General features: G+C 66.0%; 33 protein-coding genes, 1 other RNA gene and 1 pseudogene. 18 read left to right on the top strand and 17 right to left on the bottom strand.

The genetic code is table 11. The features are described 5' to 3' along the window. Positions 1–18 precede the first annotated feature (18 nt). Together HH110_RS11060 and HH110_RS11065 are read left to right on the top strand one after the other, a co-directional pair. Positions 19–756 carry an SDR family oxidoreductase gene (locus HH110_RS11060; RefSeq protein ID WP_121041922.1) on the top strand — a complete coding sequence of 246 codons (738 nt, stop codon included), beginning with the start codon at positions 19–21 and terminating at the stop codon, positions 754–756. Beyond that, on the top strand, positions 750–2180 hold the full coding sequence (locus HH110_RS11065; protein ID WP_176989720.1) for an efflux transporter outer membrane subunit: 1431 nt from the start codon (positions 750–752) through the stop codon (positions 2178–2180). Before HH110_RS11060 ends, HH110_RS11065 begins: the two co-directional genes overlap by 7 nt. A gap of 90 nt (positions 2181–2270) precedes the next feature. Here the strand turns inward: HH110_RS11065 and HH110_RS11070 are convergent, their stop codons facing one another. Both HH110_RS11070 and HH110_RS11075 read right to left on the bottom strand, forming a co-directional pair. Then, entirely contained in the window at positions 2271–3146 is an 876-nt protein-coding gene (locus HH110_RS11070; protein WP_176989721.1) for an endonuclease/exonuclease/phosphatase family protein, read from the bottom strand. Between the two features lie 133 nt (positions 3147–3279). After that, on the bottom strand, positions 3280–3516 hold the full coding sequence (locus HH110_RS11075) for a hypothetical protein (RefSeq protein ID WP_176989722.1): 237 nt from the start codon (positions 3514–3516) through the stop codon (positions 3280–3282). A gap of 122 nt (positions 3517–3638) precedes the next feature. Between HH110_RS11075 and HH110_RS11080 the strand changes: the two genes are divergently transcribed. After that, on the top strand, positions 3639–4208 hold the full coding sequence (locus HH110_RS11080; protein WP_206677550.1) for a GNAT family N-acetyltransferase: 570 nt from the start codon (positions 3639–3641) through the stop codon (positions 4206–4208). Here the strand turns inward: HH110_RS11080 and HH110_RS11085 are convergent. Together HH110_RS11085 and HH110_RS11090 are read right to left on the bottom strand one after the other, a co-directional pair. Then, complete coding sequence (locus HH110_RS11085; protein WP_176989724.1) at positions 4189–4857, bottom strand: hypothetical protein; 669 nt, start codon at positions 4855–4857, stop codon at positions 4189–4191. The genes HH110_RS11080 and HH110_RS11085 overlap by 20 nt on opposite strands. A 55-nt stretch (positions 4858–4912) precedes the next feature. Next, positions 4913–5323: a g-type lysozyme inhibitor gene (locus tag HH110_RS11090; RefSeq protein ID WP_176989725.1), complete on the bottom strand. Its 411-nt coding sequence runs from the start codon at positions 5321–5323 to the stop codon at positions 4913–4915. 127 nt (positions 5324–5450) lie between these two features. Here HH110_RS11090 and HH110_RS11095 point away from each other — a divergent pair, with 127 nt between their 5' ends. Next, complete coding sequence (locus HH110_RS11095; protein WP_194243709.1) at positions 5451–5786, top strand: hypothetical protein; 336 nt, start codon at positions 5451–5453, stop codon at positions 5784–5786. A gap of 4 nt (positions 5787–5790) precedes the next feature. Here the strand turns inward: HH110_RS11095 and HH110_RS11100 are convergent, their stop codons facing one another. Then, positions 5791–6069: a hypothetical protein gene (locus tag HH110_RS11100; protein ID WP_176989726.1), complete on the bottom strand. Its 279-nt coding sequence runs from the start codon at positions 6067–6069 to the stop codon at positions 5791–5793. Positions 6070–6276: 207 nt separating this feature from the next. Between HH110_RS11100 and HH110_RS11105 the strand changes: the two genes are divergently transcribed. The 4 genes from HH110_RS11105 (at position 6277) to HH110_RS11120 (ending at position 9663) form a co-directional block, all read left to right on the top strand. Next, on the top strand, positions 6277–7782 hold the full coding sequence (locus HH110_RS11105) for an MFS transporter (protein WP_176989727.1): 1506 nt from the start codon (positions 6277–6279) through the stop codon (positions 7780–7782). Positions 7783–7786: 4 nt separating this feature from the next. Next, positions 7787–8338: a TetR/AcrR family transcriptional regulator gene (locus HH110_RS11110; protein WP_176989728.1), complete on the top strand. Its 552-nt coding sequence runs from the start codon at positions 7787–7789 to the stop codon at positions 8336–8338. Positions 8339–8393: 55 nt separating this feature from the next. Then, the gene (locus tag HH110_RS11115; protein WP_176989729.1) at positions 8394–8705 is read left to right on the top strand and encodes a hypothetical protein; all 312 of its coding nucleotides are present in this window, start codon (positions 8394–8396) and stop codon (positions 8703–8705) included. A 115-nt stretch (positions 8706–8820) separates the two neighbouring features. Beyond that, positions 8821–9663, top strand: a complete 843-nt coding sequence (locus tag HH110_RS11120; RefSeq protein WP_176989730.1) for an alpha/beta hydrolase — start codon at positions 8821–8823, stop codon at positions 9661–9663. A gap of 129 nt (positions 9664–9792) precedes the next feature. Here the strand turns inward: HH110_RS11120 and HH110_RS11125 are convergent, their stop codons facing one another. Further along, on the bottom strand, positions 9793–10062 hold the full coding sequence (locus tag HH110_RS11125) for an AlpA family transcriptional regulator (protein ID WP_176989731.1): 270 nt from the start codon (positions 10060–10062) through the stop codon (positions 9793–9795). After that, positions 10059–10307: a hypothetical protein gene (locus HH110_RS11130; protein ID WP_176989732.1), complete on the bottom strand. Its 249-nt coding sequence runs from the start codon at positions 10305–10307 to the stop codon at positions 10059–10061. The genes HH110_RS11125 and HH110_RS11130 overlap by 4 nt, the downstream gene beginning before the upstream one ends. Positions 10308–10380: 73 nt before the next feature. Here HH110_RS11130 and HH110_RS11135 point away from each other — a divergent pair, with 73 nt between their 5' ends. From HH110_RS11135 to yecR, 3 genes are all read left to right on the top strand, one after another. Continuing rightward, the gene (locus HH110_RS11135; protein ID WP_176989733.1) at positions 10381–11025 is read left to right on the top strand and encodes a hypothetical protein; all 645 of its coding nucleotides are present in this window, start codon (positions 10381–10383) and stop codon (positions 11023–11025) included. Between the two features lie 429 nt (positions 11026–11454). Next, complete coding sequence (locus tag HH110_RS11140) at positions 11455–12021, top strand: hypothetical protein (protein ID WP_176989734.1); 567 nt, start codon at positions 11455–11457, stop codon at positions 12019–12021. A gap of 314 nt (positions 12022–12335) precedes the next feature. Beyond that, on the top strand, positions 12336–12659 hold the full coding sequence (gene yecR, locus HH110_RS11145; protein ID WP_176989735.1) for a YecR family lipoprotein: 324 nt from the start codon (positions 12336–12338) through the stop codon (positions 12657–12659). Between the two features lie 875 nt (positions 12660–13534). Here the strand turns inward: yecR and HH110_RS11150 are convergent. The 5 genes and pseudogenes from HH110_RS11150 to HH110_RS11165 all read right to left on the bottom strand — a co-directional run bounded on the left by HH110_RS11150 (position 13535) and on the right by HH110_RS11165 (position 16074). Beyond that, entirely contained in the window at positions 13535–14230 is a 696-nt protein-coding gene (locus tag HH110_RS11150; RefSeq protein ID WP_176989736.1) for a hypothetical protein, read from the bottom strand. Between the two features lie 65 nt (positions 14231–14295). Next, positions 14296–14733 carry a site-specific integrase gene (locus tag HH110_RS19450; RefSeq protein ID WP_241696524.1) on the bottom strand — a complete coding sequence of 146 codons (438 nt, stop codon included), beginning with the start codon at positions 14731–14733 and terminating at the stop codon, positions 14296–14298. A 105-nt stretch (positions 14734–14838) separates the two neighbouring features. Beyond that, a pseudogene (locus HH110_RS19570) lies at positions 14839–14898 on the bottom strand (hypothetical protein); the annotation flags it as partial. 313 nt (positions 14899–15211) lie between these two features. Beyond that, positions 15212–15614, bottom strand: a transfer-messenger RNA (tmRNA) gene (gene ssrA / locus HH110_RS11160). Positions 15615–15720: 106 nt separating this feature from the next. After that, positions 15721–16074, bottom strand: a complete 354-nt coding sequence (locus HH110_RS11165) for a hypothetical protein (protein WP_121042052.1) — start codon at positions 16072–16074, stop codon at positions 15721–15723. A gap of 167 nt (positions 16075–16241) precedes the next feature. Here HH110_RS11165 and HH110_RS11170 point away from each other — a divergent pair, with 167 nt between their 5' ends. Beyond that, on the top strand, positions 16242–16991 hold the full coding sequence (locus tag HH110_RS11170) for a hypothetical protein (RefSeq protein ID WP_241696526.1): 750 nt from the start codon (positions 16242–16244) through the stop codon (positions 16989–16991). A gap of 17 nt (positions 16992–17008) precedes the next feature. Here the strand turns inward: HH110_RS11170 and HH110_RS11175 are convergent, their stop codons facing one another. Continuing rightward, positions 17009–17437, bottom strand: coding sequence for a GNAT family N-acetyltransferase (locus HH110_RS11175; RefSeq protein ID WP_176989737.1), 429 nt, complete (start codon positions 17435–17437; stop codon positions 17009–17011). After that, entirely contained in the window at positions 17437–17940 is a 504-nt protein-coding gene (gene smpB / locus HH110_RS11180; RefSeq protein ID WP_176989738.1) for an SsrA-binding protein SmpB, read from the bottom strand. Before smpB ends, HH110_RS11175 begins: the two co-directional genes overlap by 1 nt. 57 nt (positions 17941–17997) lie before the next feature. On the opposite strand from smpB, the gene HH110_RS11185 reads away from it, so the two are divergent. Together HH110_RS11185 and HH110_RS11190 are read left to right on the top strand one after the other, a co-directional pair. Further along, the gene (locus tag HH110_RS11185; protein WP_176989739.1) at positions 17998–18426 is read left to right on the top strand and encodes a type II toxin-antitoxin system RatA family toxin; all 429 of its coding nucleotides are present in this window, start codon (positions 17998–18000) and stop codon (positions 18424–18426) included. Between the two features lie 3 nt (positions 18427–18429). Next, positions 18430–18690 carry an RnfH family protein gene (locus HH110_RS11190; RefSeq protein WP_176989740.1) on the top strand — a complete coding sequence of 87 codons (261 nt, stop codon included), beginning with the start codon at positions 18430–18432 and terminating at the stop codon, positions 18688–18690. A 16-nt stretch (positions 18691–18706) separates the two neighbouring features. Here the strand turns inward: HH110_RS11190 and HH110_RS11195 are convergent, their stop codons facing one another. Next, positions 18707–19099: an outer membrane protein assembly factor BamE gene (locus tag HH110_RS11195; RefSeq protein ID WP_121042056.1), complete on the bottom strand. Its 393-nt coding sequence runs from the start codon at positions 19097–19099 to the stop codon at positions 18707–18709. Between the two features lie 104 nt (positions 19100–19203). Between HH110_RS11195 and fur the strand changes: the two genes are divergently transcribed. Beyond that, positions 19204–19611, top strand: a complete 408-nt coding sequence (gene fur, locus HH110_RS11200; RefSeq protein WP_070470227.1) for a ferric iron uptake transcriptional regulator — start codon at positions 19204–19206, stop codon at positions 19609–19611. An 87-nt stretch (positions 19612–19698) separates the two neighbouring features. Here fur and HH110_RS11205 read toward each other — a convergent pair whose 3' ends face one another. Next, positions 19699–20940 (bottom strand): SGNH/GDSL hydrolase family protein, encoded by a 1242-nt coding sequence (locus HH110_RS11205; RefSeq protein WP_176989741.1) that lies wholly within the window; start codon positions 20938–20940, stop codon positions 19699–19701. A gap of 96 nt (positions 20941–21036) precedes the next feature. Between HH110_RS11205 and HH110_RS11210 the strand changes: the two genes are divergently transcribed. Continuing rightward, positions 21037–21954 carry a LysR family transcriptional regulator gene (locus tag HH110_RS11210; protein WP_176989742.1) on the top strand — a complete coding sequence of 306 codons (918 nt, stop codon included), beginning with the start codon at positions 21037–21039 and terminating at the stop codon, positions 21952–21954. 32 nt (positions 21955–21986) lie between these two features. Here the strand turns inward: HH110_RS11210 and recN are convergent, their stop codons facing one another. Continuing rightward, complete coding sequence (recN, locus tag HH110_RS11215) at positions 21987–23648, bottom strand: DNA repair protein RecN (RefSeq protein ID WP_176989743.1); 1662 nt, start codon at positions 23646–23648, stop codon at positions 21987–21989. A 125-nt stretch (positions 23649–23773) separates the two neighbouring features. Here recN and hrcA point away from each other — a divergent pair, with 125 nt between their 5' ends. Both hrcA and grpE read left to right on the top strand, forming a co-directional pair. Beyond that, a complete protein-coding gene (gene hrcA, locus HH110_RS11220; protein WP_019183158.1) occupies positions 23774–24841 on the top strand; it encodes a heat-inducible transcriptional repressor HrcA in 1068 nt (355 codons plus the stop codon). A gap of 82 nt (positions 24842–24923) precedes the next feature. Further along, a complete protein-coding gene (gene grpE / locus HH110_RS11225; RefSeq protein ID WP_176989744.1) occupies positions 24924–25439 on the top strand; it encodes a nucleotide exchange factor GrpE in 516 nt (171 codons plus the stop codon). Positions 25440–25584: the final 145 nt, after the last annotated feature.

Here is a 25584-nt window from a genome sequence, read left to right on the forward strand (position 1 = left end):
CCCCGCGAGGTTTTTCACATGAATACCGCTACCCAAAAGATCGCCCTGGTCACCGGTGCCACCCGCGGCATCGGCCTGGAAACCGTCCGTCAGCTGGCCCAGGCCGGCGTGCATACGCTCCTGGCCGGGCGCAAGCGCGACGTCGCCGTGGCCGAGGCGCTGAAGCTGCAGGCCGAAGGCCTGCCGGTCGAGGCGATCCAGCTCGACGTGGGCGACGCCGCCAGCATCGCCGCCGCCGTGCAGACCGTGACCGAGCGTCACGGCCGCCTGGACATCCTGGTCAACAACGCCGGCATCCTGCTGGACGACATCAAACTGGCCCCCTCGGCGCAGACCCTGCAGACCTGGCGCGATACCTTCGACACCAATGTGTTCGCGGTGATCGCCGTCACCCAGGCCTTCCTGCCGCTGCTCAACGCGTCGCCGGCCGGCCGCATCGTCAACGTGTCCAGCATCCTGGGCTCGCTGACCCTGCACAGCCAGCCGGGTTCGCCGATCTACGGTTTCGCGGTGCCGGCCTACAACGCCTCCAAGAGCGCGGTGAATGCCTGGACCGTACAGCTGGCCTACGAGCTGCGCGAGAGCACTACCAAGGTCAACACCGTGCATCCGGGCTACGTCAAAACCGATATGAACGGTGGCGAGGGTGAGATCGAAATCAGCGAAGGCGCGCGTTCCAGCGTTGGCATGGCGCTGATCGATGCCGACGGCCCGAACGGCAGCTTCACCTACCTCGGCGAGGTGCTGCCATGGTGATCCGCCTGTTGACCGTGGCCGTGACCAGCGCGCTGCTGGCCGGCTGCGTCAGCGTCGGCCCCAACTACCATGCACCACCGGCCCAGCCGGTGACCTTGCAGGGCGCCGCCGCGCCGGTGTTCACCACCACCTCGCCAGTGGCGAGCTGGTGGGCCCAGTTCGATGACCCGGTACTGGAGCAGCTGGTGCATGACGCACTGGGCACCAACCTGGACCTGCGCATCGCGATGTCGCGTGTGCGCGAGGCCCGCGCGGTTTTCGTCGAGCAGCGCCTGGACCAGTTGCCGCACGTCACCAGCGGTGGCAGCTACGACCGTCGCAAGCAGCCTGATGCAACCGTCGGTGGCGAGCGCGTCTTCAGCGAGACCTACCAGCTCGGCTTCGATGCCGGCTGGGAGCTGGATCTGTTCGGCCGCCAGCGCCGTGCCGCCGAAGCGGCGCGCGCGGACCTGGGTGCCGAGCAGGACAACCTCGCCGATGCGCAGGTCACCGTCGCCGCCGAAGTGGCCCGCAACTACTTCGAGCTGCGCGGTACCCAGAAGCGCATCGCGGTGGCCAAACGCACCCTCGTCAATCTGCGCGACACCCAGAAGCTCACCGAAACGCGGTGGGAACTGGGCGCCGGCAGCGAGCTGGACGTGCAGAGCAGCCGTGCCCGACTGAAGGCGATCGAGGCCGACATCCCGCTGCTGGAAGTGGCCGAAGTGCAGTCACGTCATCGTCTGGCGGTACTGCTGGGCCAGCGCCCGGACGCGCTGGACAGCCTGCTGCAGCCCCGCGAGATGCGGCCGTACGCCAAGGCGTTGCCGCTGGGTGACACCACCGAACTGCTGCGTCAGCGTGCCGACGTACGCGTGGCCGAGCGCCGCCTGGCAGCGGCGACCGCGCGCGTTGGCGTGGCCACGGCCGATCTGTTCCCGCGGATCAGCCTGAGCGGCTTCGTCGGCTTCCTGTCCGGCGATGCCAGTGGGCTGGTCAACGGCAGCAACAAGGCATGGTCGGTGACCCCATCGATCAGCTGGGCCGCGTTCGATTTCGGCACGGTGAAAGCCCGTCTGCGCGCGAGCAAGGCGCAGGCCGACGGTGCCGCGGCCGAGTACGAAAAGGCCGTGCTGCTGGCACTGGAAGACACCGAGAACGCACTGACGCGTTACGCCAAGCAGCAGGCCCGCCTGGCGATCGTCGCCGAGCAGGCCCAGGCCGCAGGGCGTGCCGAGGAGTTGGCGCAGATCCGCTTCCGCGAGGGCTCGGAAGACTTCCTGACCCTGCTGGATGCACAGCGCACGCAGCTTGCCGCGGATGATGCGTTGGCCGAGGCCGAATCCACGGTCAACGTCAGCGTGGTCGGTGTATACAAGGCCTTGGGTGGCTGGGGCCAGCAGCAGGACGCGGCCAACACCCCGGTGGCGGTCACCCAGCGCTGACCGCAGCGCCGGTGACGACTCCGCTATCGCACCGCCCTCGCGGCGGTGTGATGCCGCTGGACGGCTCCCGGCCGTCCAGCGGACAGGCGCTTACCTGCCTTCGGCGGCAGCCGGTGCAGCAAAACGCAGCTCGGCCTGGACCGGATAATGGTCCGACGGCAACACGCCACCGGGTGTCTGGTCCAGCGTGCTGAAGCGGTCCACGCTGAAGCCGCGCACCAGGATCCAGTCCAGTTCCACCGTCGGCGTACCGGTGAAATCGTGGAAGGTCAGGCGCGGGCCGTCGACCCTGCCGGCCAGCGTGCGTGCATCGCCCAGCGCGGCGGTGAATGCCTTGTAGGTGTCGCTGCCGGGCTCACTGTTGAAATCGCCGGTGACCACCACCGGGATGTCCTTGGGCAACGCCGCCAGGCGCGAGACGATCAATTTCGCACCGAGCACGCGACGCGGCTCATCCTCATCGCGGTAGGGCAGGTGGGTGTTGAACAGATAGAAGCGCTGGCCGTCGGCCTGCCGCTGGAACAGCGCCCAGGTCACCATGCGCGGGAACAGGTTGCCCCAGGTGATGCTGCCCGGCACGTCCGGCGTATCGGACAACCAAAAGTCCCCCGATTCCAGCACTTTCAGGCGCGCCGTGTCGTACAGCACGCCCATGTGTTCGTCGCCGTGGCCGCCGCGGCGGTCCTTGCCGAACAGCGCATACCCGGGCAGGTGCTCAAACAGGTACGCGCCCTGTTTCTGCACCAGTTCCTGCGTGCCGATCACCTCGGGCTTCTGCTCACGGATCAGCGTGACCATCGCATCGCGGCGGTCTTCCCAGCGCTTGCCGGGGTCGGTATCGGCCGGCGTGCGGACGTTGAAGGACATCACCTTCAACGCAGCCGGTGCCTGCGCCCAGGCGGTACCCAGCGGGGCCGCGAGCATCATCAGGGCCAGCAGCGCGGGCCGATGGAAACGAGACAGCATGTGGAATCCCTCCATTCCATGAAAACGTTCCCAGAGGGTCGCATGGAAGGGCGGGGCAAGGCTATGCGCGACATGGCGGTTGAACGGGGAACGGGCCGGTTGCACGGCCCGTCCCCCTGCCGGCAACCTGGAGTCAGTCGGCCGGCAGATACCACTGGCCGTTGTGGTCGATGTAGTACACCGACGTCCACACGCTGCCGTCGTCCTCGATATGCGTGACGGTGCAGCGTTGATGGGCGTAGGGGCCATTGGAGAGGCGGACGCAATCGGTGGTGGACGTCCCACGTCCCGCCGCGTCGGTCGTCGCGGCCGCCCCGATGCCACCCAACGCCATGACCAGTGCGGCCGTCGTGGCCAAATGCAGTTTCATCAGCATGATCCTTGCTCTCTGCAGTCGCGCACATGCGCATTGGATATCTATCACGGGGGCACCAGGCTTGTACACGTTGCGGCACTCCGCTTGAATGGCGCTACGCCTCGCTGGAGATCGCTGTGACCCGTTCGCCTGTTGCCGTGCCGCCCGGCGGCCACCCCGATGTGTCGCTGCGCTGGTTGCAGCCCGAAGACGCGCACGCGTGGTACGCGGTGCTGCGGCTGCCGGAGGTGACCGCCCAGACCAGCTGGTCGCTGGCCTCCGTCGAGGATCTGAAGCCGATCCTCGCTGCCTGCGGCCAGGATTCGTCCGCCTCCCAGGTGCGGCTGGCCATCGTCGACATCGAGGGTGCGCTGGCGGGCAGCATCGGTTTCCACAGCATCAACTCGCAGCATGGCACGGCCGAGATCGCCTACGAACTTGCACCGCACTACTGGCGGCGAGGTATCGCCAGTGCCGTCTGCAATGACGTGGTCGTGTGGGCCTGGCAGCGCTTCGGCTGGCAACGGATCCAGGCGTCGGTGCTGGATACCAATGCCGCCTCGGCAGGCGTGCTGCGCCGGTGTGGCTTCGACCTGGAAGGCCGCCTGCGCCGTTATCGCCGGGTCGCCGGCGTGTCGCGTGATTTCGACGTCTACTCCTGCCTCGCGGAGCCTTCCGGCGATGTGATCAGTTCGACAGCAGGATGATCCCGAGCGTGAGGTTGATCAGCGAGCCCAGTACCAGCACCCACGCCGTGGAGAGAATCGTGTTGAGCCAGGAACGCTGCAGTGCGACCTTCAACCAGCGGGCCTGCACCACCGCGTACCACAGCGCGGCGATTACGCCGACGATGATGCCGAGCACGGTCGACAGCTCGCCCGGGAGCCGCACGAACACCATGCTTGTGGACAGTGTCACCGCGAAGGGCGCGGTCAGGTAGCACTGCATGAAAAACGGCCGGCGCAGCGACTCGCGGGTCAGCGCCACGTGTTTGCGCCGCAGCAGGTGCGTGGTGGTCACCAGGGGCCAGATCGCGAAAGTAATCGAGCGGTACAGCAGCAGGCTTTCCTCATTGCCGAAGACCGAGCGCGACAGTGCCCCGGTGCCGACGATCTGCTGGTGCAGCATCAGCTCGACGCCGTGTGCGACCAGCACCGCCAGCATCAGGAACATCGGCGGACTGATCGCATCGTCGAACTGATGCTCCAGTTTTTCCTTCAGCTCGGTATCCACGTACTGCGCCATCCGCCGCGGATGCACGATCACCCGATACAGCGTGCGCGGGAAGAACAGGAACCAGGTACACAGCTCGTAGAGAAACTCTTCCAGCGACCGCAGCAGTTTGAGGAAGTCCATCCCGGGGTCCTTGCGAGGAAGCAGCCGACAACGCCGAGGATACCCGGGGAAGGGCTCAGCGGATGGCGACCGTCAGGCTGTGCGGCGCTTTTTCGCCACGGCGCGCCTGCGCGCGCATCTGGTAGACCTGCACGACATAGGTGCCGGTGGTCGGCAAGGTGCCGCTCCAGCGCCGCTTCTCATCGTTGCCGCCCAGCGCCTCACCCTGGCCGGGTACCACGCCGGGGGCGAACACGTTGAAGCTGGCATTCGGGCTGCCATCGATCGTCACCGCCATGGTCTGGCCGGCGCGCGCCGCGATCGTGTAACGGACGGTCTCATAGCTGGACAGCGTGCCGCGCAGCGTGGCGCTGCTGGCACCTTTGGTGAAATGCACCGGCGTGGTGGTGACCTTGTCCGCCGCGGTGGCCAGCATCGGTGTCACGGCGAGCAGGGTGGTCAACAGCAGTGAACGGAACGGTGTCATGGCAGGTCCTCGGTGGCCCGGCAGGGGCGTGTCGTGCCGAGCATGATTGCGCGCCGATCAAGGGACTGTGGATGCTTCGTGGCTGGATTCCCCGGCACCGCCCAGGGTTACCGGCTACCATGCGCGCATGAGCATCCCCGTACCGGACAGCAGCGTGCCAAGGCTGCTGGGTTTCGACGTCCCGACACTGCAGACCCGTGTCGATCATGGTGCGGACGAAGCCATCGTAGCGATGCTCGATGTCATTCCCGATGCGCACTGGTTGAAACTGTTCGACGAGCGCGTCGCCGCGCTGAAGGGCGAACTGGGCCTGGCCGGCGTCGAACTGGACGGCACCTCGATCCTGTTCTTCGGCTCCATCGCCGACAGCCGCCGCCTGGCGTCCGCCGTATCGGCACTGATCAATGCCATCAACATGGAAGTGGCCGGGCACAACGAGCCCTTCCAGCCGCCCGCGCCGTAGGCGGTCAGGAATCGATGCGGCAGGGGCGCAGCCGCAGCGTACTGCTCTTCCCGGCTGACCCGGTGGCGGGGCAGGGGGACGGGCAGCTGCCGCGGATTTCGGTCACCCACATCACCATCATCCCGACGATACGGTTGGCATCGGCCGGCCACTGCGTGACCAGCCGATCGTGGATCTGGTCGTATACCGCCCAACGCTGGGCGGCCGACCGGCCGCCTGTCCAGCACTGTTCCAGCTCGGCGTGTGCCTGCCGAAATGCCTCTTTCTGTCCGTCCATAGCCATCCCCGACACCGTGCGGACCGGACAGGCGCGCCTGCCCGGGTGAGCCCCCCTGCCATCGAACAAACGCGAATGGGCGGGCCGGGCGGCCACGTCCGGGTGGCGCACCGACGCGCCCTCCGCAGCCTGAACACCCGAGCTGCAGAGGGTTCTTAACAAAACAGGACGTACTGTATAGTTACGACCCCGCCCGATCCGTTTGCCTCCCCCATGACCCCGACCAAGACCCAGCGCTGGAGCCTGCTCCTCACCGTCGCCGCCGGCCTGCTGCTGATCACGCTCGACAATTCGGTGCTGTACACCGCCTTGCCGACCCTGACCGCCGAGCTCGGCGCCACGCCGCTGCAGGGCCTGTGGATCATCAACGCCTACCCGCTGGTGATGGCGGGCCTGCTGCTGGGGGCGGGCACCCTGGGGGACCGCCTGGGTCATCGCCGGATGTTCCTGATCGGCCTGGTGGTCTTCGGCATCGCCTCGCTGCTCGCCGCGTTCGCCCCGGATGCCGACCTGCTGATCGGGGCCCGCGCGCTGCTCGCGGTGGGTGCCGCGGCGATGATGCCGGCCACCCTGGCGCTGATCAGCCTGACCTTCGAAGACGAGCGCGAGCGCAACCTGGCGATCGCGGTCTGGGGCTGCATCTCCATCATCGGCGCGGCACTCGGCCCGATCGTCGGCGGCGTGCTGTTGGCGCATTTCTGGTGGGGCTCGGTGTTCCTCATCAACGTGCCGATCGTGCTGCTGGCCCTGGTCGGTGCGGTGCTGTTCGCGCCGCACGGCACGCCCGATGCGAGCAGGCCGTGGGATATGTTCTCCTCGCTGCTCAGCCTGGTGGCCTTGTCCGGCCTGGTGGTGGCGATCAAGGAGATCGCGCATGCACCGCCGAACTGGCCGCTGGCCGGTGGGGCCGCGCTGACCTTCGTTGTCGGCCTGGTGCTGTTCCTGCGTCGCCAGCGTCGCCTGCCGTACCCGATGCTCGACGTGGCCATCTTCCGCAACGCGCCGTTCCTGGCCGGCGTGCTCTCGGCCGCGTTCGCGATGTTCGCCATCGCGGGCCTGCAGCTGCTGACCACCCAGCGTTTCCAGCTGGTGGCGGATTACACGCCGCTGCAGGCGGGTCTGCTGGTCTCGGTGGTCGCGCTCGGCTGCCTGCCCAGCGCGATCTTCGGCGGTGCGTTCCTGCACCGCGTCGGGCTGCTGCCCTTGATCACCGGTGGCCTCGGCGTCGGCACCGCGGGCGTGCTGCTGGTGGCGACGACCTTCGGTGCCGACCTGGGCTGGACCGTTGCCGGGCTGCTGCTCACCGGGCTGGGCATGGGCGCGACGATTTCGGTCGCCTCCACCGCGATCATCGGCAACGTGCCGCATCATCGCGCCGGCATGGCGTCGTCGGTGGAGGAGGTCTCCTATGAGTTCGGCAGCCTGTTCGCGGTTTCGCTGCTGGGCAGCCTGATCGCCGCGCTTTACTCGGCCACCGTGTCGCTGCCGGACGGCGTGGATGCCGGTGCCGGTGAGAGCATCCAGCAGGCGTTTGCCCTGGCGGCCCGGCCGGGCGCTGACGCGGGGTGGCTCGCTGCCGCTGCCAGCGCCTACGACGCCAGCTATGTTTGGGTACTGTATATGATTGCCGCCGTGCTGCTGGTCGGCACGGTCATCACGGGCGTGCTGCTGCGCCGCCATGGCCCCGGCACGGCCACCACCGTCTCCCACGCCCACTGAGCCCATGCGCCCGAGCAACCGAATCAACATCCTCGATGCCGCCGTCCGCGTGATCGAACGCGACGGCATCACCGCGCTCACCTTCGAAGCGGTCGCCACCGAATCCGGCATCGCCCGGGGCGGGTTGCTGTACCACTTCCCCTCGCGCGACGCGCTGCTGCAGGGCATCCACCAGCACCTGGCCAGCGTGTGGGAGGCAAGCATGATCGGTGCCGCCGGCAAGCCGGCCGAGGCCGCGGGGAGGACCGAACGCTACCAGGCCTACGCACTCACTTGTGCCCAGACCGCCAGCCGGGCGGAGCTGCAGCTGATGTTCGATGCAGCCGCCACCGACGAGAACATGCAGCCCTGGACCACGGTGGTGGAGCGCTGGTCGCCGCCCACGCCGCAGGACCTGAGCGACCCGTCCGCGCTGGACCTGTTCATCGCCAAGCTCGCCGCCGACGGCATGTGGGTGTTCGAAGCGCTCTCGCGCTCGCGGCTGGCACCCGAGGTGCGGCAGGCCATCGCCGACCGGCTGGCGCAGTCGATCGCGGCGGCCTCGACGACAGCGTGATGCCCGCCATGCGGGTAACCTTGGCGGTTCACTTCTTGAATGACGGGTCCGCCTGATGGATTACCAACTTGTGATCAAGTTCTGGCGCAAGTCGCTGGACGATGAGGCCTTCCTGGCGACGCTGGAGGCCGAGCTGACCACCGCGCTCGGCAAGACCGCGACGCTGGATGGCTATGACGTCAGCGCGAAGGAGATCAACCTTTTCATGTTCACCGCGGATCCGCGCCCGACGTTCCGGAAGACCAAGGATGTGCTGGAGAGGTTGGGAGTGCTGCACAGTGTGTCTGCGGCGTACCGGCTGGTGGGCGGCGCGCAGTTCACCTCGGTGTGGCCGCTGCGGATGGCGCGGAAGTTTACGTTGCCGTGAGGGGCTCCTGTCGGTCAGGGCGTTCCCGTCACTCCGGTTGATCCCGTCACTCCGGTTGATCCGATTCCGGTTCGCTGGCGGCTATGCTCGCTGCTTTCCATCGATGGATCGCTCCATGCGCCTATTCGTGCTGTCCTTGTTGCTGCTTACCGCGTTCGTTGCACCCTCGCTGGCTGCCGAGCTGGTCCCGTCCGCACCCAGCGCGCCGCTGGTGATCGGTGAAACGTTCACGGTGCAGTCGAAGGTGCTGGGTGAGACCCGCCGCATCAACGTGTACCGTCCGCGGCCATGGGGACTGGACCCCAAAGAGCCGCTTCCGGTGATCTACATGCCCGACGGCGGCATCGAGGAGGATTTCCTGCACGTGGCGGGCCTGGTGCAGGTGCTGTCCGGCAATGGCAGCATCCGTCCATTCCTTCTGGTCGGCATCGAGAACACCGAGCGTCGCCGTGATATGACCGGCCCCAGTAGCGATCCCGAGGACAGGAAAATCGCCCCGCGCATCGGTGGGTCAGCTGCGTACCGTGCGTTCCTGCGCGATGAGCTGATGCCGGAAGTGCGCCAGCGCTATGCAACCACCGACGAGCGGGCGCTGATCGGCGAATCGCTGGCGGGCCTGTTCGTGGTCGAGACGCTGCTGCAGGAACCCACGCTGTTCAGCAGCTACATCGCGATCGACCCCAGCCTGTGGTGGAACCGGGGGCAGTTGCTGGCTGATGCACCGAAGCAACTGGCGGCCGCCCGCCAAGCGGAGCCGCGGGTGTTCCTGGCCAGCAGCGGTCAGCCGCAACTGGCGGCCACCACGCTGCAGTTCTCGGCGCTGCTGCAGCAGGCTTCGCCCTCGCTGTTGGTGAAGTACCAGCCGATGCCGGACGAGACCCACGCCACGATCTATCACCCGGCGGCCCTGCAGGCGTTGCGCACGATGTTTCCGGCGCCAGCGTCTGCCTCGCCATAAGCAGTGGCCTGGCACCGGACAACAAAAAAGCCGGAACCCCTTGTTTGACGGGAGGTTCCGGCTTTCTGTGGTCCTTGTGGGACCGTCTAATGGTGGAGGTGGGCTCTACCTTACTCGCGCCGACAACCCTTATGCGGCAAGGGAGGCGCGCCGGAAGCCGCCTGTACCCCCAGCCGTACCCCAAGTTTCGTTGCCAAGATTCCGCTCCGAAACTCGCTCCGAAATCCACGCCTCAGCCTCGGATTCCGCCCACCGAACCGAGCTCAAGGTGACCGGTTTGGGGAAAGATCCGGCCGACATGCGCGAGTAGAGGGTCGACCTCGACAGGCCGACCCGGTCTTGGACCTCGCTTCTGCGGAGCAGGCGGCGTGAGGTAAGCGATTGCACGTTGCTGGTCATCTTCTCTCCTTCGCCGCGGTGCGCGGCTGAATCACTGCAGGAGTTCGGGAGGGCCCGCTTGCCGCTGCGACCGTGACCTTCAGCGCCTCGGCCACGTCGCCGGCGCTCAGATGGTGCAACGCCAGACCGCGTGCCTCCCATGCGCGGAGCGTGGCCGGGCGAGCCTTGGCCACGTCCACTCCGGATATGCTGGCCAGTTCGTGGCCGACCTGACGGTGATCGGTGTTGAGCAGCTGGTCAGCCATGGGCGGGATTCCCTTCACGTAAAGCCGTGGCAGAATGCCGGCCATTCCACGGATCGATCAAGGAAGAATGAGCATGTTGGACGCGCTTGGCCCATGTTGGTGGTTGGGAAAGGAGTGCATCCCGCGATGGGAGGCCTGGGCCGTCGCCGCCGCAATTTTCGGTGGGATCGGAAGCTGGCTTGCAGCGTTCGCAACCTACTACGCAGTTGTACGGCCTGAACGGCGTAGGAGAGATGAGGCCCGTGCCGTGGCAACTACTGCGATGGAACACTTTGCAGCTGAGCTCATCGAATATAGATATCGAATCGGAAGCGTAGGTTTCCTTATACAGTTTGTGAAGACGAGCTCCTCGCCGAAAGACGCGAAGAAGTCCGTAAGCACTATGGGGAATTACGTGCTTGTGGTTCCCGAGATCGCCGTCAATAGTGAGACAGTTAAGATTGTCAAAGCGTTGAATAAGCTTCGTCGTGCATTCAAAACGTGGCTTGAAACGGTCAATACGTTTGATATGACCCCTATAAGTGATAGCCAAGGAGGAGATATCGCAGAGTACGCAGTGAGTACGCTGCACTCTCACTTTGGTTCCCTCATGAATGCGATCAGAGGAGTGGCAGAAGTGATTGAGCCTATTGTTCCAATCTATGCCGATGAGCTTAGGCTGGTCGCGAACGCAGGAAATAGCTTCCTCCCAATGGAAACGCCGCCCGACAGATTGTGACGTTCGAGTCATGTGTCCACCGCCTGGCTGTCGATCAGGGCCAGCAGGCGATCGCCGAATTGGCAATCCGCCAGCGATCCATGCCGTCCGGCGTGCGCCGAGAAGAACTCTACAGCCTCGCGGAACTCCACCAAGTCCACGGCCTGCGTGTTCGCATCAGCCCGTGCTGTGCCTGCCAGAACGGTTCTGCCCAGTGCCCGGTGGGTGGCGGTGTATGGCCTTGGGCGCCAACTATCAGCGTGCCGGTGATTATGTCGGCAACGGGGGCACGGATACCCGACATCACCGGCGGTGCAGAGCGGTGATCACGATCACACTGCGAATCAGCTCAGATATTTCCTACACAGATTTAGGGGCTTCCTTCCTCCCGACTGGTCTCAGGGGGGGGCAGACTGGAGGGCCGGGATACGCCGGCCACAGGAAGAACTAATGAACTTTGGGAAGAAGTTGTTCGCAACATCTGCGCTTGGCGTTGCGCTCTGCGTCGCAGGTTCGGCAGGGGCTCAAGAGCTAGATTACCTCGGAGCAACGCGCCAAATTATCAGTGAGGCGAAGGCTCAGCCCGCTTCACTTCCCGTAGGTGTTCAGTTGGTGGAGTTGGAGCGGTGGTTCTATCGAGACGACACCTATTCCGTCCGACCGCTCCCGAGCGGTGGGCCACAGATTCACCCTGGCAGCAGGCAAGGCGTCTTGGGCTTCATCTCGTACTATCCGTTTGAGGGCAGCCAAACCCTCTACTCGTGCAACACGAATGACTATCGCGACAGATTTACGTCCTTGGATCCGAACTGCGAAGGTCATATAAAAATGACCGCCAGCCCGATCACTGGCTACATCGCGAGTACGCAGCTGGCTGGTACGGTTCCCCTTTATCGCTGCATGCGTGGTGGACTGAAGCCGGGCAACTGGGCGGACCATTTCGACACGACGAGTGCAAACTGCGAGAACGTAAAAAATCCTGCCAATGACGGGATTATTGGCTACATCTGGCTGTAACGCGATTCAAGTCCTGCCCGCCATCGGCTTCTGTGGCGGGCAGGACTTGGCATACCTCGGCGTTGCGTTGGCACCCCAATCGCTGCTGATCAAGCAACCTGCATGCAGCTTGGATTGATTGTTCCGTGGCGTGTTCATCGCGCGGCTGACGCGATAGGCCTGCATCGCAGGCGGCTCGCTGGCTAGCAGCATCGCCATCGTATCGTCGGCCTCAGCCGCCATCCACTAATCTGCCTGGCGGTTACCTAATCTCAATGTAGTTGATTGGTGTGCACGTTATACTCCGCGCAGAATTTTGCTTCTGGAGCATATGGATGCGTGCGAAGATCGCTGTCATGGCGGTAGCTTTGGTCGGCCTCGTCGGCTGTTCGACCCATCGGGAGTTGCTAGTAACTGGGGGAAGCAGGGCGGATGGAATCGTCGAGCTTGGGTACGAGCGAAACGAGTTCCAGCGTGTCCAGTTCGATGCAGATGCCGCCGAGGCTCTGGCCGCGAAACGCTGCAAGGGTTGGGGCTACGAAGACGCTGAATCTTTTGGTACGGAGAAATCCACCTGTACAAGCCGGCGCGGGTTCGGCAACTGTGGCGGTAGACAGGTCATGATCCAGTACCAGTGCTTGGGCAACCCAGAACGCTGATGCAAAGGTAGTCAGGCTGCATTAGGGACATGCAGATGTTATCCATCTGGGCGATCTGTGGTCGCCGAATCCGGGAGCCGCAGGCAGCTCAGCCTAGGTGATGGGGCGACCTGAGCAGCCGCCTCGCCGGAACCTTTGGATCGCCCAGACGCGCGGTCGCGGAATCTGAGATCCCGGCCCCTATCCTGATCCAGTGCTTCCCCCTGCAACTACAACGGGCTTCACGACAGCACCTCGCCCCGCGGACTGGGTGTAGGACGGCGAGCGGTGGGGGTTGCGGCAGAACGGCCGGGAGATCGCCGCCGTGCTAGCCGATGCCAAGGACGCTGTGTCCGACCGTCCTGCCGAAAGCGCTGGGAAGACAAGGAGGGTCGGGCCGCCACCGTGCGCCAAGGCAAACACTACGCCGAGCGGTGGTGCGCGGCCCGAGTAGTCGAGGGTGTGCCGCTGAAGAAGGCCGTAGCGCAGCTGGTAGCGACGAACGAGCCGGGCCCCAAGCTCCCCCGCACCGAGATACGGCAGCAGAGGCGCCCTGACGCGATGCCCAACCCGAAGATGTAGCAGGCGCGGCTGCCTCACCAGTCAGCCGGCGTTGCCTCCGTATCGGCGCGTGCGACCGACAGTGGCGACAGTAGCCGCATGGATCAGAAGAGCATCGGCAAGGCGCGCTAGGCGTGCGCGAGGGCGGCTTCGCTATGGCAGTAGGCCGACGACCTAGACAGGAATCACAGCGGCGGCTGGCGGGTGCGGGCAAAGAGAGGCAGGGGCGCCGACCGCCTCCGAGTTGAGGCGGCGCGCTTCGATCGAATCGCGACCCGCTTAAATCCCCGCCCGGACCACGAGGCTGCATGACGCCGCTGTACCACCGCTATTTTTCAGAAGGTGTTAGCGATGCTATCCAAAGTCGTGAGCACAATTTCCAAGCGACTATCCGCCTTGCCCTTCGGCTTTGCCTTGAGCCACGCTCCCACGTTTGCCGGCTTGTTTACCCCGCGTTTTAGGCCCGTCGAATGTAGCGCCGCAGCGTCCAAAGCACGATTCATCGCCTTGCCCGACCGCTCACTTCTATGTGCAATGTGATTTCTCATCGAGATCATTGCGTCGACGGTCGCGCTGCTTTTCGAAGAGACTTTCGTGAACTTTTTCGCATGATCGGCAGAAAGAAGTCTCACTGCACCTTCTTTGAGTAGCTCGTAATTCGAGTATGTGATGTTGTTGCCTGAAGGATTGGCTAGCGATTGCACGTCCGCCTTGCTGAGATGAGTCGGAAATGTGATCTTTCCGAAAAGATCATGCAGTGCTTTGGGCTTTCCGCTATTGCGTAGATGCTCGTCGAAGGAGTTTTGCAAGTGAACTTTTAGCTGTGATGGGTTGCGATTCATGTACGCGATGAACATGTCGCTGACGAAGCCCTCCCAACTCACGGCTGCCGCCATCAGCATATGCTCGCTTAGAGTTGACTGATCGCTTTTGCTCGGTAATCCGTCTAGACCCGCAGCGTAGAATGTTCGGATTCCTTGCACCTGTTGGATGAAGTCCGTCTTCACCGAGGTTGGATCGATCTTCCGCACAGGACTGTCCTTGTTCTCTGAGTTCACAGCAGATTCGCGCATCCGAGCTCGCGTTGCAAGGTGACCTAGGTCTTGCTTGAAACCATCGTCACAACATTCTCGCTGCGCAGGCAGTCAAGGTAGTCCGCCCACTCCTGCATCATCCGCGTGCGCTCCACCAGGTGCGTGGTCCGATTGTGGACCCGGCCGTTCGAATCCTTTACCGCGTGCGCCAGCTGGCGCTCAATGATGTCCGGGCGGTAACCCAGCACCTCATCCAGCAGTGTGCGCGCGGTCGCCCGGAATCCGTGGCCGGTCACCGTGTCCTTGTCGAACCCCATGACCCGCAGCGCCGCGGGCACGGCCACCTCGGACATGGCCCGTTTGTCGGTGCGCCCGCCGGCGAACACGTACTGCCCGTGGCCGGTGATCTGCTGCAGCTCCGACAGCACCTCTACCGCCTGTCTTGCGAGGGAAACAATGTGTGCCTGGCGCATCTTCTGCGCGCGGCCGGGATGCTCCACACAGCGGCATCCAGATCGACCTTGGTCCTCCGCCACGGAACGGGAGGTGGTCGCAGCCTTGCGGTGTTCGCTCGGGTCCATGCCGCTGGACAGTAGGCGCCGCGCGTCCTCTCGCGCCTCTCTGGCATTGGCCAGGCTGACCTCGGGGTACAGGCCTAACGTCAGGAGCTACTCCCTACCGGCTACACGGTACTTCCATCGCCAGTTTTTGGCGTCGGCAACGGTGGCAAGGAGGACAGGTCGCCACCGTCGTCAGACAGCTTCTGCTGCCTCTCGGTGGCCTTCACGCGACGGATCGCGGCATAGGACAGGGGCATGGGGTACAAGGTTTTCAGGGCGGGCTTGTGCCCCTAGATATACCCCCAGCGTCTCATGGGCTGCAACGGAACAGGCCGGACACCCCCGGACAACAAAAAAGCCGGAACCCCTTGTTTGACGGGAGGTTCCGGCTTTCTGTGGTCCTTGTGGGACCGTCTAATGGTGGAGGTGGGCGGAATTGAACCGCCGTCCGAAGGCACTCCATCCCCGGTACTACATGCTTAGCTCACCGTTGAATCTCATCCTGTGGCAGCACGGTGTGCAAAGCGCACCCCAGGACCAGCCTGCTTTAGTTAAGTCGTGACTGACAGGCAGCCATCACAACCGGTTCCGTGATAATGACCCTACATCTACGAGCACGGGCACAAGTAGGTTCGGGGGTTCGCCTAAGGCGGCTGTAGAACTAAACGCTAAAGCTGTTTTTAGGCAGCGATTGCGAAGTCGTTCGAACCGTAGTTGTCGTCGTTGGCAACTAAAAGTTTGCTGCTGGATTAACGAGGAAAGCTGCCCCCTCGGCATGCACCAAGTAACTTCACAACCCCCGTCGAAACCAATGCACCCCCGGTTTCTTCAAGAACCGCACTTCATCCGGAAACGGCACCGGACGTCTACTTGACGGATTGGATCCTACTCCAATCCAGCTGAACAGTCACCTTGCCCGCCAGGTACTTACTTCTGCAGCTGGCGGCGGCTGTCGGCCTTGTGGCGGGCCTTTTCCTTCTTCAGACGGTTGTGCTCGTTGCGCACGGTCATCGCCTGCTTCTTGGCCTGCGGTTCGACCCGGGCCATCAGCGACTCCACCTGGGCCACCAGGCGGCGGTGCTCCAGGCTGTCGTAGCTCTGCGTCTCCGAGGCGACGCGCTTGGCGTTGCGGATCAGGTAGGTCAGCACCTTCAGCAGCGCGGCCGGGTCCATGGCGCGGGCGAGTTCGTCAAAGATGAACTCCAGCGCCGCCACGTCGGCGCGCAGGGTGGTCAGTTCGTCCGCCGCCAGTGCGGGTGCCGGGGTAGTTTCGAGAGTCACGCGCGGATCCTTTCCGTATCAATGCGGGGATTCTGACAGTTGTGCGGGGTTGGCGGGGAAAGATCGTTGTCCCGCTGGCGTCCGTAGGTCAGGCGGGGCGGGCCCCCGGGTGCACGGGCGGACTACAATCCGGCCCCGGAAGGGCGGTTGCAGACAGGGACGAGGCGTTGAAGAAGCAGGTGTGGATTGCAGTGGCGGTGCTGGTGGTGGCGGTGATCGGAGCCGCCAGCGTTTGGCGGTCGACGTCGGGTGCGCAGGCGCCTCACGGGGCAGGGCAGGCGTCGAAACCGGCCGGACAGGCGGCCACGCCTTCGGTGGAAGCGGCGCCGACCGCCTCGATCAAACCGCCGCATCCCTTCCCCGATCTCCCCCGCTCGCGGGAGGGGCTGGATATCGGCCAGGACCCCTTCAGCACCGGTCACCCGGAGGAGCGGCGCTGGCTCGACCAGCACGGCTTCCCCAATGGCGCGCAGTGGACCCGCTATCAGCAGGCCTCCGACGCCGAGCTCGACCAGGCGGCACGGGCCGGCGACACGGTGGCGGCAACGATGCGCGATGCGCGGCGGCTGGGCGTGGATCCGGAGGCCGAAAGTCGTCTGCTGGCCGCCGGCGCGGAAGGCGATCTGTTCGCGCTGAGCCTGCTGTCGTCCTGGAAGGCGGGTACCCATGCGGCAGGAATTCCCGAGGCCTACGCGATATCCCGCGTGGCCGAGATGCGCGGTGATCTCACCACGGCGCTGCACCGGGAAGTGATGCTGGGGGCGCGGCTGAGCGGCGAGCAGCGCCTGCTGGCCGAGGCCGAGGCGCTGCATCTGAATCTGCATCTCAATGCGTTGTACCGCCAGAAGCACGGCGTGGACCCGCCGCCGGTGGAGATGCGGCCCTACCTGGCCGATCCGGACGATACTGCGCGCTGAAGGCGCCGCACAGGGCCCTACAGCCGCTTGCGTAGATACAGCCGCTGATGACCGGGCGGAAACTCCTCCAGTCGGCCGAACACCTCATAGCCCTGCTTGAGGTAGAAGCCCTCGGCCTGCCAGGAGAAGGTATCCAGCGTCACGGCGTGTGCGCCGAGCGTGCGGGCCTGGTGTTCGGCATCGGCCAGCAGGGCCTGGCCCAGGCCTTCGCCGCGACGGGTGTCGTCGACCCACAGCGCATGCACCATCAGCCAGCCACCGCAGACATCGGCGGCGATCCCGGCCACCACCTGGCCGGCGGCGTCGTGGATCACGCGGTTGACCGGCTGGTCGTCCAGGGCATCGCCGCTGGCGGCCTGGTTGAAGGCCAGCAGACCGGCGAACACCGCGCGGGTGTCCTCGGCGCTGGCCGGCTGGATGCCCGGCGCGGGCACCGTGCGCGTCATCAGGCGTCGCGGTTGTGGCGGCGCATCGTGCGCGACTTCTCGCGCGCCCAGTCGCGGTCCTTCTCGGCATCGCGCTTGTCGTGGGTCTGCTTGCCCTTGGCCAGCGCGATCTCGAGCTTGATCTTGTTCTTGCTCCAGTACATCGCGGTGGGCACGATCGTGTAACCGTCGCGCTGGACCTTGCCGATCAGCTTGTCGATCTCGCTGCGATGCAGGAGCAGCTTGCGCTCCCGGCGGTCGTTGGCCACCACGTGGGTGGAGGCCTGGATCAACGGGGTGATCTGCGCACCGATCAGGTAGATCTCGCCATCACGCACGTAGGCGTACGCATCGATGATGTTGCCGCGCCCGGCGCGGATCGACTTGACCTCCCAGCCCTGCAGGGCCAGGCCGGCTTCGAAGCGATCTTCGATGTGGTACTCGTGACGGGCACGCTTGTTGAGCGCGATGGTTTTGTTGGCCGTCGCGTCCTTTGCTTTATCCTTGCCGCTGTTCTTGCTCATTTCCCTATTGTCTCCGATTCGGGCACGCCCGGTCGATTCATCAGACATCTGTATCGCATGCCAACTATCCGCCGTAGTGCCCTGGTCGAACATTCGGCTGCCCGAATGTTCGACCTGGTCAATGATATTGACGCCTATCCGCGCCGCTTCCGCTGGTGTTCGGCCTCGCAGATCCTGGAGTCCGGCCCGGACCGCCTGGTCGCGCGCCTGGATCTGGGCTTCGGTTCGTTCTCGACCTGGTTCATGACCGAGAACACGCTGCAGCGCCCGCACAGCATCGATATGCAGCTCAAGGACGGGCCGTTCAAGCGCCTGCACGGGCGCTGGGAGTTCCATGCGCTGGCCGAGGACGCCTGCAAGGTCACGCTCACGCTGGAGTTCGAGCCGACCTCACGCCTGCTCGGTCCGGCCTTGGCGCTGGGCTTCCAGGGTCTGGCCGATCGCATGGTGAATGATTTCGTCCGCGTCGCCGACGCCCAGGAGTGAGCCGTGATCACGGTCGAGGTGGTGCTGGCGTGGCCTGATCGGGTCGAGTCGCGGGTGCTAACGCTGGCCGAGGGGGCCACCGTAGCCGACGCCGTCGCGCTGGCCGCCATCGAAGGCAGTGACCGGTGCCCGGCCGTGGCCGTGCACGGCCTGCTGGCCAAGGCGGATCAGGGGCTGCGCGAGGGCGACCGGGTCGAGCTGCTGCGTCCGCTGCTGGCCGACCCGAAAGACAATCGCCGCCGACGCGCACGCGCCGGCAGCTGAGTGAAGAAGGCGGGCCTCAGCGGCCGCGCTTCTTCTTGTCCTTGGGCAGGTTGCGGCCGAACTGGCGCACCGTGCTGCGGGCCAGCTGGGCATCATCGCTGGCGAAGTACTCGCCGTCCCAGCGGGTGACCGCGTCGTTCTCGAAGTAGACGGTGAAGTTCTTCACGTCCGTCTTGCCGACGCGGTTCACGCGCTGGCTGGCGGTGTAGTCCCAGCGCTGGGCGTGGAACGGGTCCGCGACGGAGGGCGTGCCGAGCAGGGCACTGACCTGCTGCTTGCTCTGGCCCACCTGCAGCTGACCGACGGCCTGCTCCCGGATCAGGTTGCCCTGATAGATGGGTTGCTTGTAAATGATGCCGCAGCCCGTGGTGGACAGGGCAACGGCGGCGACCAGCAGGAGATTGCGCATCGGGGAATGGCGTTTGGGGAAATCGAGTCGATGATACACTCCTGACGTGTCGCCGCGACCCAATCCGAGGCAGCTGGCGCTAAATCGCCAATGAACGGAGAACTATGGAAACCCACGACCTGCGCAAAGTCGGCCTGAAGGTGACCCATCCGCGTATGCGGATCCTGGCGCTGCTCGAGCAGCGCAATGCCAGCCACCACATGACCGCCGAAGACATCTACCGCCAGCTCCTGGAGCACGGTGACGAGATCGGCCTGGCCACGGTGTACCGGGTGCTGACCCAGTTCGAGGCCGCCGGCCTGGTGCTGAAGCACAACTTCGAAGGCGGCCAGGCCGTTTACGAGCTGGACCGCGGTGGTCATCACGACCACATGGTCGATGTGGACAGCGGCAAGATCATCGAGTTCGAGAGCCACGAGATCGAGGAGCTGCAGCGCAAGATCGCCGCGGACCACGGCTACGAGCTGGAAGAGCACTCGCTGGTGCTCTACGTGCGCAAGAAGCGCCGGTGATGGCCCTGGGCCGGTCGTGATGACCGGCCTGGCCAGAACGGGCTGCTGATCAGACCCCCGCGCTTCGGCCCGGGGGTTTTTTCGTTCTCAGCGTGTCGTGACCGGCACTTGGCGGGGCAGCAGCACCTGCAGATCCACCGCGTCGGCCATCGCCCGGTTGCCTGCATCGCCCGGGTGCAGGTGATCGCCGGAATCGAATGCCGCCGCCATCCGGGAGGGATCGGCCGGGTCGCGCAGCATGGCATCGAGATCGATCACGGCATCGAACGGGCTTTCCTGCCGTAGCCAGTCATTGAGCCGACGGCGCAGCGCGTCCTTGTCGGGCTGGTAGTAATCGTCCAGCGGGGTACCGGGCAGGGCGCCTTCAAACGGCGGCAGGGTCGCGCCGAGGATGCGGACGCCGCGCGCATGGGCGCGCTCGACCAGGGCGAGATAGCCCGCCTGCAGCTCGGCCAGGGTCGGCGCCGGCTCGGTGCGGGCGAAGGCGGTGCCGGGCCAGCCAATGTCGTTGGTTCCCAGCAGCACGATCACGCTGGCCACGCCGGATTGATCGAGCACATCACGCTGGAACCGCGACAGCGCTGCCTCACCCATGCCATCGCGGAGCAGGCGTCCCCCGGAGATGCCGGCGTTGACCACGGCCACCCCCTGCGGCGCCAGGCGCGCGGCGAGGTGGTCGGTCCAGCGCTGGTCGCGGTCCAGACTGGCGGTCGCGCCATCGGTGATCGAGTCGCCGATCACGACCACGCTCCGGGCGTCGGCGGGCACTTCCACATCAATGCCCGAGACGAACAGGCGGGCGGTCGTGGTCGCGGTGGCGGTCAGGGCGGGGGCGAGGGTCTGGTCGCCAGCGGCGAACGACGCGGTCTGCCGGCCGTCCCAGTGGAACGTCTGCAGCGGCGTGTGTTCGGCAAGGTAGACGCTCACCTGCACGGCCTGCAGATCGGCCGTGGCCAGCGCCAGCGGGTCGCTCAGGCGTTCCTTGCCGGGCGCGATCAGGGTGTCGCTGTGCCCGTCGAACGAGAGCGGCAGCGGGGGTCGTCCCGTCCCGGCAGCAACGCTGGCCGCGCTGATCCGCAGGGGCTGCCTGCCATACGCATTGCTCAGGCGCACGCGCAGCTTCTCGCCCCCCAGGCCGAGGCGCGCGGTCTGGCGGAAGGTCTGTGCCTCCAGGTGCCCGGGAATCAGCGTGGGGAACAGGAAGCCTGCGTCCCAGACCGGTTGCGGGCTGGCCTGCCAACTGGCTACCCACGTCGTCGGAGGGGCTGCTGCCGCACTCCCGGCGGTGGCAAGCAGGGCGGTGGCGGTGAGGCGGGCGAGGGTATTCATCGGGCAGTCCGTGGGCGAAGGGACGCCATGGTGATCTGCGGATTACCTGTGAACTAGACTGCTTGCGGACAATCATCTGTGAACTGGATTCATCCCATGGCAGGCACCGACATCAACCGCTCCGGCGAACTGGAAGTATTCGTCCGGGTTGTCGAAACCGGCGGGTTCTCGGCGGCGGCCCGCTCGCTTGAGCTGAGCCCCTCGGCAGTCAGCAAGCTGGTCTCGCGGCTGGAGCAGCGGCTGGGCACGCGCCTGTTGCAGCGCTCGACCCGGCAGCTGCAGCTGACCCAGGAGGGCTGCGCCTTCTATGAGCGCGGGTTGAGGGTGCTGGCCGATCTGGACGAGGCCGAGCGCTGTGCCAGCGCACATGCCGAGCCGCGCGGGCGCCTGCGGGTGAACGCCAACGTGCCGTTCGGCCAGCATTTCCTGTTGCCGCTGCTGCCGAGCTTCCTCGCCCTGCACCCGCAGGTCGGGGTGGACCTGGTGCTGACCGACGAGGTGATCGATCTGCTCGAGCAGCGCACCGACGTGGCGGTGCGGGCCGGGCCGCTGAAAAGCTCCAGCCTGGTCGCGCGGCGGCTGGGCGCGACCCGGATGATGATCGTGGCCGCCCCCGACTATGCCGCCCGGCATGGGTTGCCGGAAGACGCCGACGCGCTGCTGGCGCACAACCGGCTCGATATCGGGCACCCACGCGCCTATACGGGCTGGCCGCTGGAGCTCAACGGGGAACGGAGGGTCGTTCCGACCGAGGGCAACGTGCGCGCCAGTGATGGCGAGGCCCTGCGCCGGTTGGTGCTCGGCGGCGTGGGCATCGCGCGGCTGGCGGCGTTCCAGGTGCAGGCCGATGTCGCGGCCGGGCGGCTGCTGCCGGTGCTGGAGCACGCCAATCCCGGCGATCTGGAAGAGGTGCATGCGGTGTTCCAGGGGCAGGGCGGTTACCTGCCGCTGCGGGTGCGCGCGCTGCTGGATTTCCTGGTGGCGCGGGTGGACCTGGCCAGGCCCCTGGGATGATGGAGGAGCCGGCCAGCGGCCGGCACTACCGGTCAGACCTGGAGCAGCTTGCGCGCCGCGGCGCGGGCTTCCTTGCTGACTTCCACGCCGCCCAGCATCCGGGCGAGCTCTTCTTCGCGGGCCTTGGCATCGAGCTTCTCGACCGCGCTCTGGGTCATGCCGTCCACCGGGGCCTTGCTGACCCGGTAGTGGGCGTGGCCCTTGGAGGCGACCTGCGGCAGATGGGTAACGCACAGCACCTGACGCTTCTCGCCCAAGGCGCGCAGTTTCTGCCCGACGATATCGGCCACGGCGCCGCCGATGCCCGAGTCGACTTCGTCGAAGACCATGGTCGGCACGGCATCCAGGCCCAGCGCGGCCACTTCGATCGCCAGCGAAATCCGGGACAGTTCACCGCCCGAGGCGACCTTGCGCAGGGCGCGAGGCGGCTGGCCGGCGTTGGCGGCAACCAGGAACTCGACCCGCTCGGCGCCGTTCGGGTCCGGCTTGGCCACGGTCTGCGGCTCGATATCGATCAGGAACTGACCGCCACCCATGCCCAGCTCGCCGATCAGGGTGGTGGTGGTGTCCGACAGCGCCTTGGCAGCCTTGCGGCGGCTGGCGCTGAGCACCTCGGCCACGGTCTTCCACTGCCCGGCGGCGCGGTCGATCTCACCGGCCAGGGCCTGCAGGCGCTCATCGGCGCCGCGCAGCTGCTCGACTTCGGCCTCCATCGCGTCGCGGTGCTCGCCCAGCGCTTCCATCGGCACGCGGTGCTTGCGGGCGAGGTCGTGCAGGCGGCCCAGCCGGCGTTCGATGTCCTCGAACTGCTCCGGGTCGGCATCCAGGTCGTCGTGGACCCGATCGAGCAGGGACAGCGCTTCGTCCAGCTGGATGGCGGCGCTGTCGAGCAGGGCGTCGACTTCGCCGAGACGGCTGTCGTGTTCGGCCACGCGGGTCAGATCGTGGCGGGTCTGCTGCAGCAGCTGCAGCACCGAGACCTCGTCGTCGCCGTTGAGGCGGCTGACGGCCACGTCGCAGGCGCTGATCAGCGCGCTGGCATGGGCCTGGCGGCGGTGGCTGCTGCCCAGGGTGGCGATCGAGGCCGGGTCGAGGTCTTCGCGCTTGAGCTCGCCGAGCTGGTGCTCGAGGTAGCCGATCCGGTCGCTCACGTCGCCCTGGCGCGACAAGGCCTCGGCTTCATCGACCAGCGCCTGCCAGCGTGCCGCGGTCTGGCGGACCTGGGCGCGCTCGGCGTCGTTGCGGGCGAAAGCGTCCAGCAGCGAGAGCTGCGAGGGGCGCGAGAGCAGGGCCTGCTGTTCGTGCTGGCCGTGGATCTCCACCAGCATGCCGGCCAGCTCGGTCAGCTGGGAGAGCGTCACCGGGCGGCCATTGATGAAGGCGCGCGAACCACCGTCGGCACGGATCACGCGTCGCAGTTGGCACTGTTCTTCGTCGTCGAGCTCGTTGTCGCGCAGCCACTGGCGCGCCGGGGCGTCGGCCAGCGGCGCGAATTCGGCCGAGAGCTCGGCGCGCGCGGCACCGTGGCGGACCACGCCGCTGTCGGCGCGCAGCCCGGACAAAAAGCCCAGCGCGTCCACCATCAGCGACTTGCCCGCGCCGGTTTCACCCGAGACCACGGTCATGCCGGCGCCGAATTCCAGCTCGGTGGCGCGGACGACCGCGAAATCCTTGATCGATAGATGTCTAAGCATGGTCTACGTTGTACACGAGGGGTGTCTCCAAGCCGCGCACGCTAGCATGGGCCGGGGGCGTCTCCAATGACTTGCCAACGCCCCGTGCAGCCATTATCTAAGTGGGCGTCTCACAGGCTGATTCCATGCATCCTTCCGCGTCACATCTCGCGCCACGCGCCCGCCATCTGCTGCGGACGCTGATCGCCCGCCACATCCAGGATGGCGAGCCGGTCGGCTCGCAGACGCTTGCCCGGCATGCCGGCCTGGACGTCAGCCCGGCCACGATCCGCAACATCCTGGGTGACCTGGAAGACCTGGGCCTGCTCAGCTCGCCGCATACCTCCGCCGGCCGGGTGCCGACCGCGCACGGCTACCGGGTGTTCGTGGACAGCCTGGTCAAGATGCAGCCGCCGGGCGAGGGCGAGCTCAGCCGCCTGCGTACCGAGCTGGCCACCGGCACCGGCACCCAGGCCCTGCTCGGCAGTGCCTCGGAGCTGCTGTCGGCGATGAGTCACTTCGTCGGGGTGGTCAGTGCCCCACGCCGGGAGCAGTTCGCGTTCCGGCATATCGATTTCGTGGCGCTGGACGCGCGCCGGGTGCTGGCGATCCTGGTGTTCGCCGACAACGAAGTGCAGAACCGGGTGATCGAGCCGCGGCGCAGCTTCGACCCGGGCGAGCTGGAGCAGGTCGCCAACTATCTCAATGCGAACTGCGCCGGGCGGCCGCTGGCCGAGATCCGGGCCCGGCTGCTGCTGGAGCTGCGCGATGCGCAGTCGGAGATGGAGCAGTTGCTGGCGCACAGCATCGAGCTGGCCGAGCAGGCGATGGTGCCGCCGGCCGATGACATGGTGCTGGCCGGGCAGACCCGGCTGATGGGCGTGCAGGACCTCTCCGACCTGGAGCGGCTGCGCGAGCTGTTCGACGTGTTCGCCAGCAAGCGCGAGATCCTGCAACTGCTCGAGCGCACCATCCAGGCCCCCGGGGTGCGCATCTTCATCGGGGAAGAGACCGGGGTGATGCCGCTGGAGAGCGTCTCGCTGGTCACCGCCCCGTACTCGGCCGATGGCCAGGTGCTGGGCGTGCTGGGGGTGATCGGCCCGAAGCGGATGGCCTACGACCGCATGATCCCGCTGGTGGAAGCCACCGCCCAGGTACTGGGGGCCGCGCTGGGCTCGCCCGGCGGCGGCGGATTGTCCCGCGATCGCGCATAAAGCAGCCCTGGACTCTTGAATCCCGTAGCCGCGCCCACATAGGGGTGGGTGGAGGCGGAGAGTCACCGCCAAGGATCCGGAAATGAACCAAGATCAGTCAGATATCGCATCCCAGAATCCCGCCGGCGAGCCGGCCGCTGAGCCGTCCCTGCAGCAGCAGCTGGACAGCCTGCACAACGAGCTGGCCCTGCTGCGTTCGGAGTCGCTGCGCGAACGCGCCGACCTGGACAACCAGCGCAAGCGCGTTGCCCGCGACGTGGAACAGGCGCGCCGCTTCGCCAATGAAAAGCTGCTCGGCGAGCTGCTGCCGGTGTTCGACAGCCTCGATGCCGGCCTCAATGCCGCCGGCAGCGAACCGAGCCCGCTGCGCGAAGGTCTTGAACTGACCTACAAGCAGCTGCTCAAGGTCGCCGCCGACAATGGCCTGACCCTGCTCGACCCGACCGGCCAGACCTTCAACCCGGACCACCACCAGGCGATCAGCCAGGTCGACGCGCCCGGCGCGGCGCCGGGCAGCGTGGTCCAGGTGTTCCAGAAGGGCTACCTGCTCAACGACCGCCTGCTGCGTCCGGCGCTGGTCGTGGTGGCCCGCGACTGACCCACATCCCGGTCTGCCGGGCCTGGCCCGGCGGCTCGACCGGACGCTGAACGCGTTGGGTCGCCATCGAACACTGTGTTTGATGGACGGCTTGAAAGTGTCCGCAGCGTCCCACACATCCCATTCATAACCCGGCAGCTGCCGG

It is taken from the genome of Stenotrophomonas sp. SAM-B, assembly GCF_013387485.1.
Classification (GTDB): Bacteria; Pseudomonadota; Gammaproteobacteria; order Xanthomonadales; family Xanthomonadaceae; genus Stenotrophomonas; species Stenotrophomonas maltophilia_AA.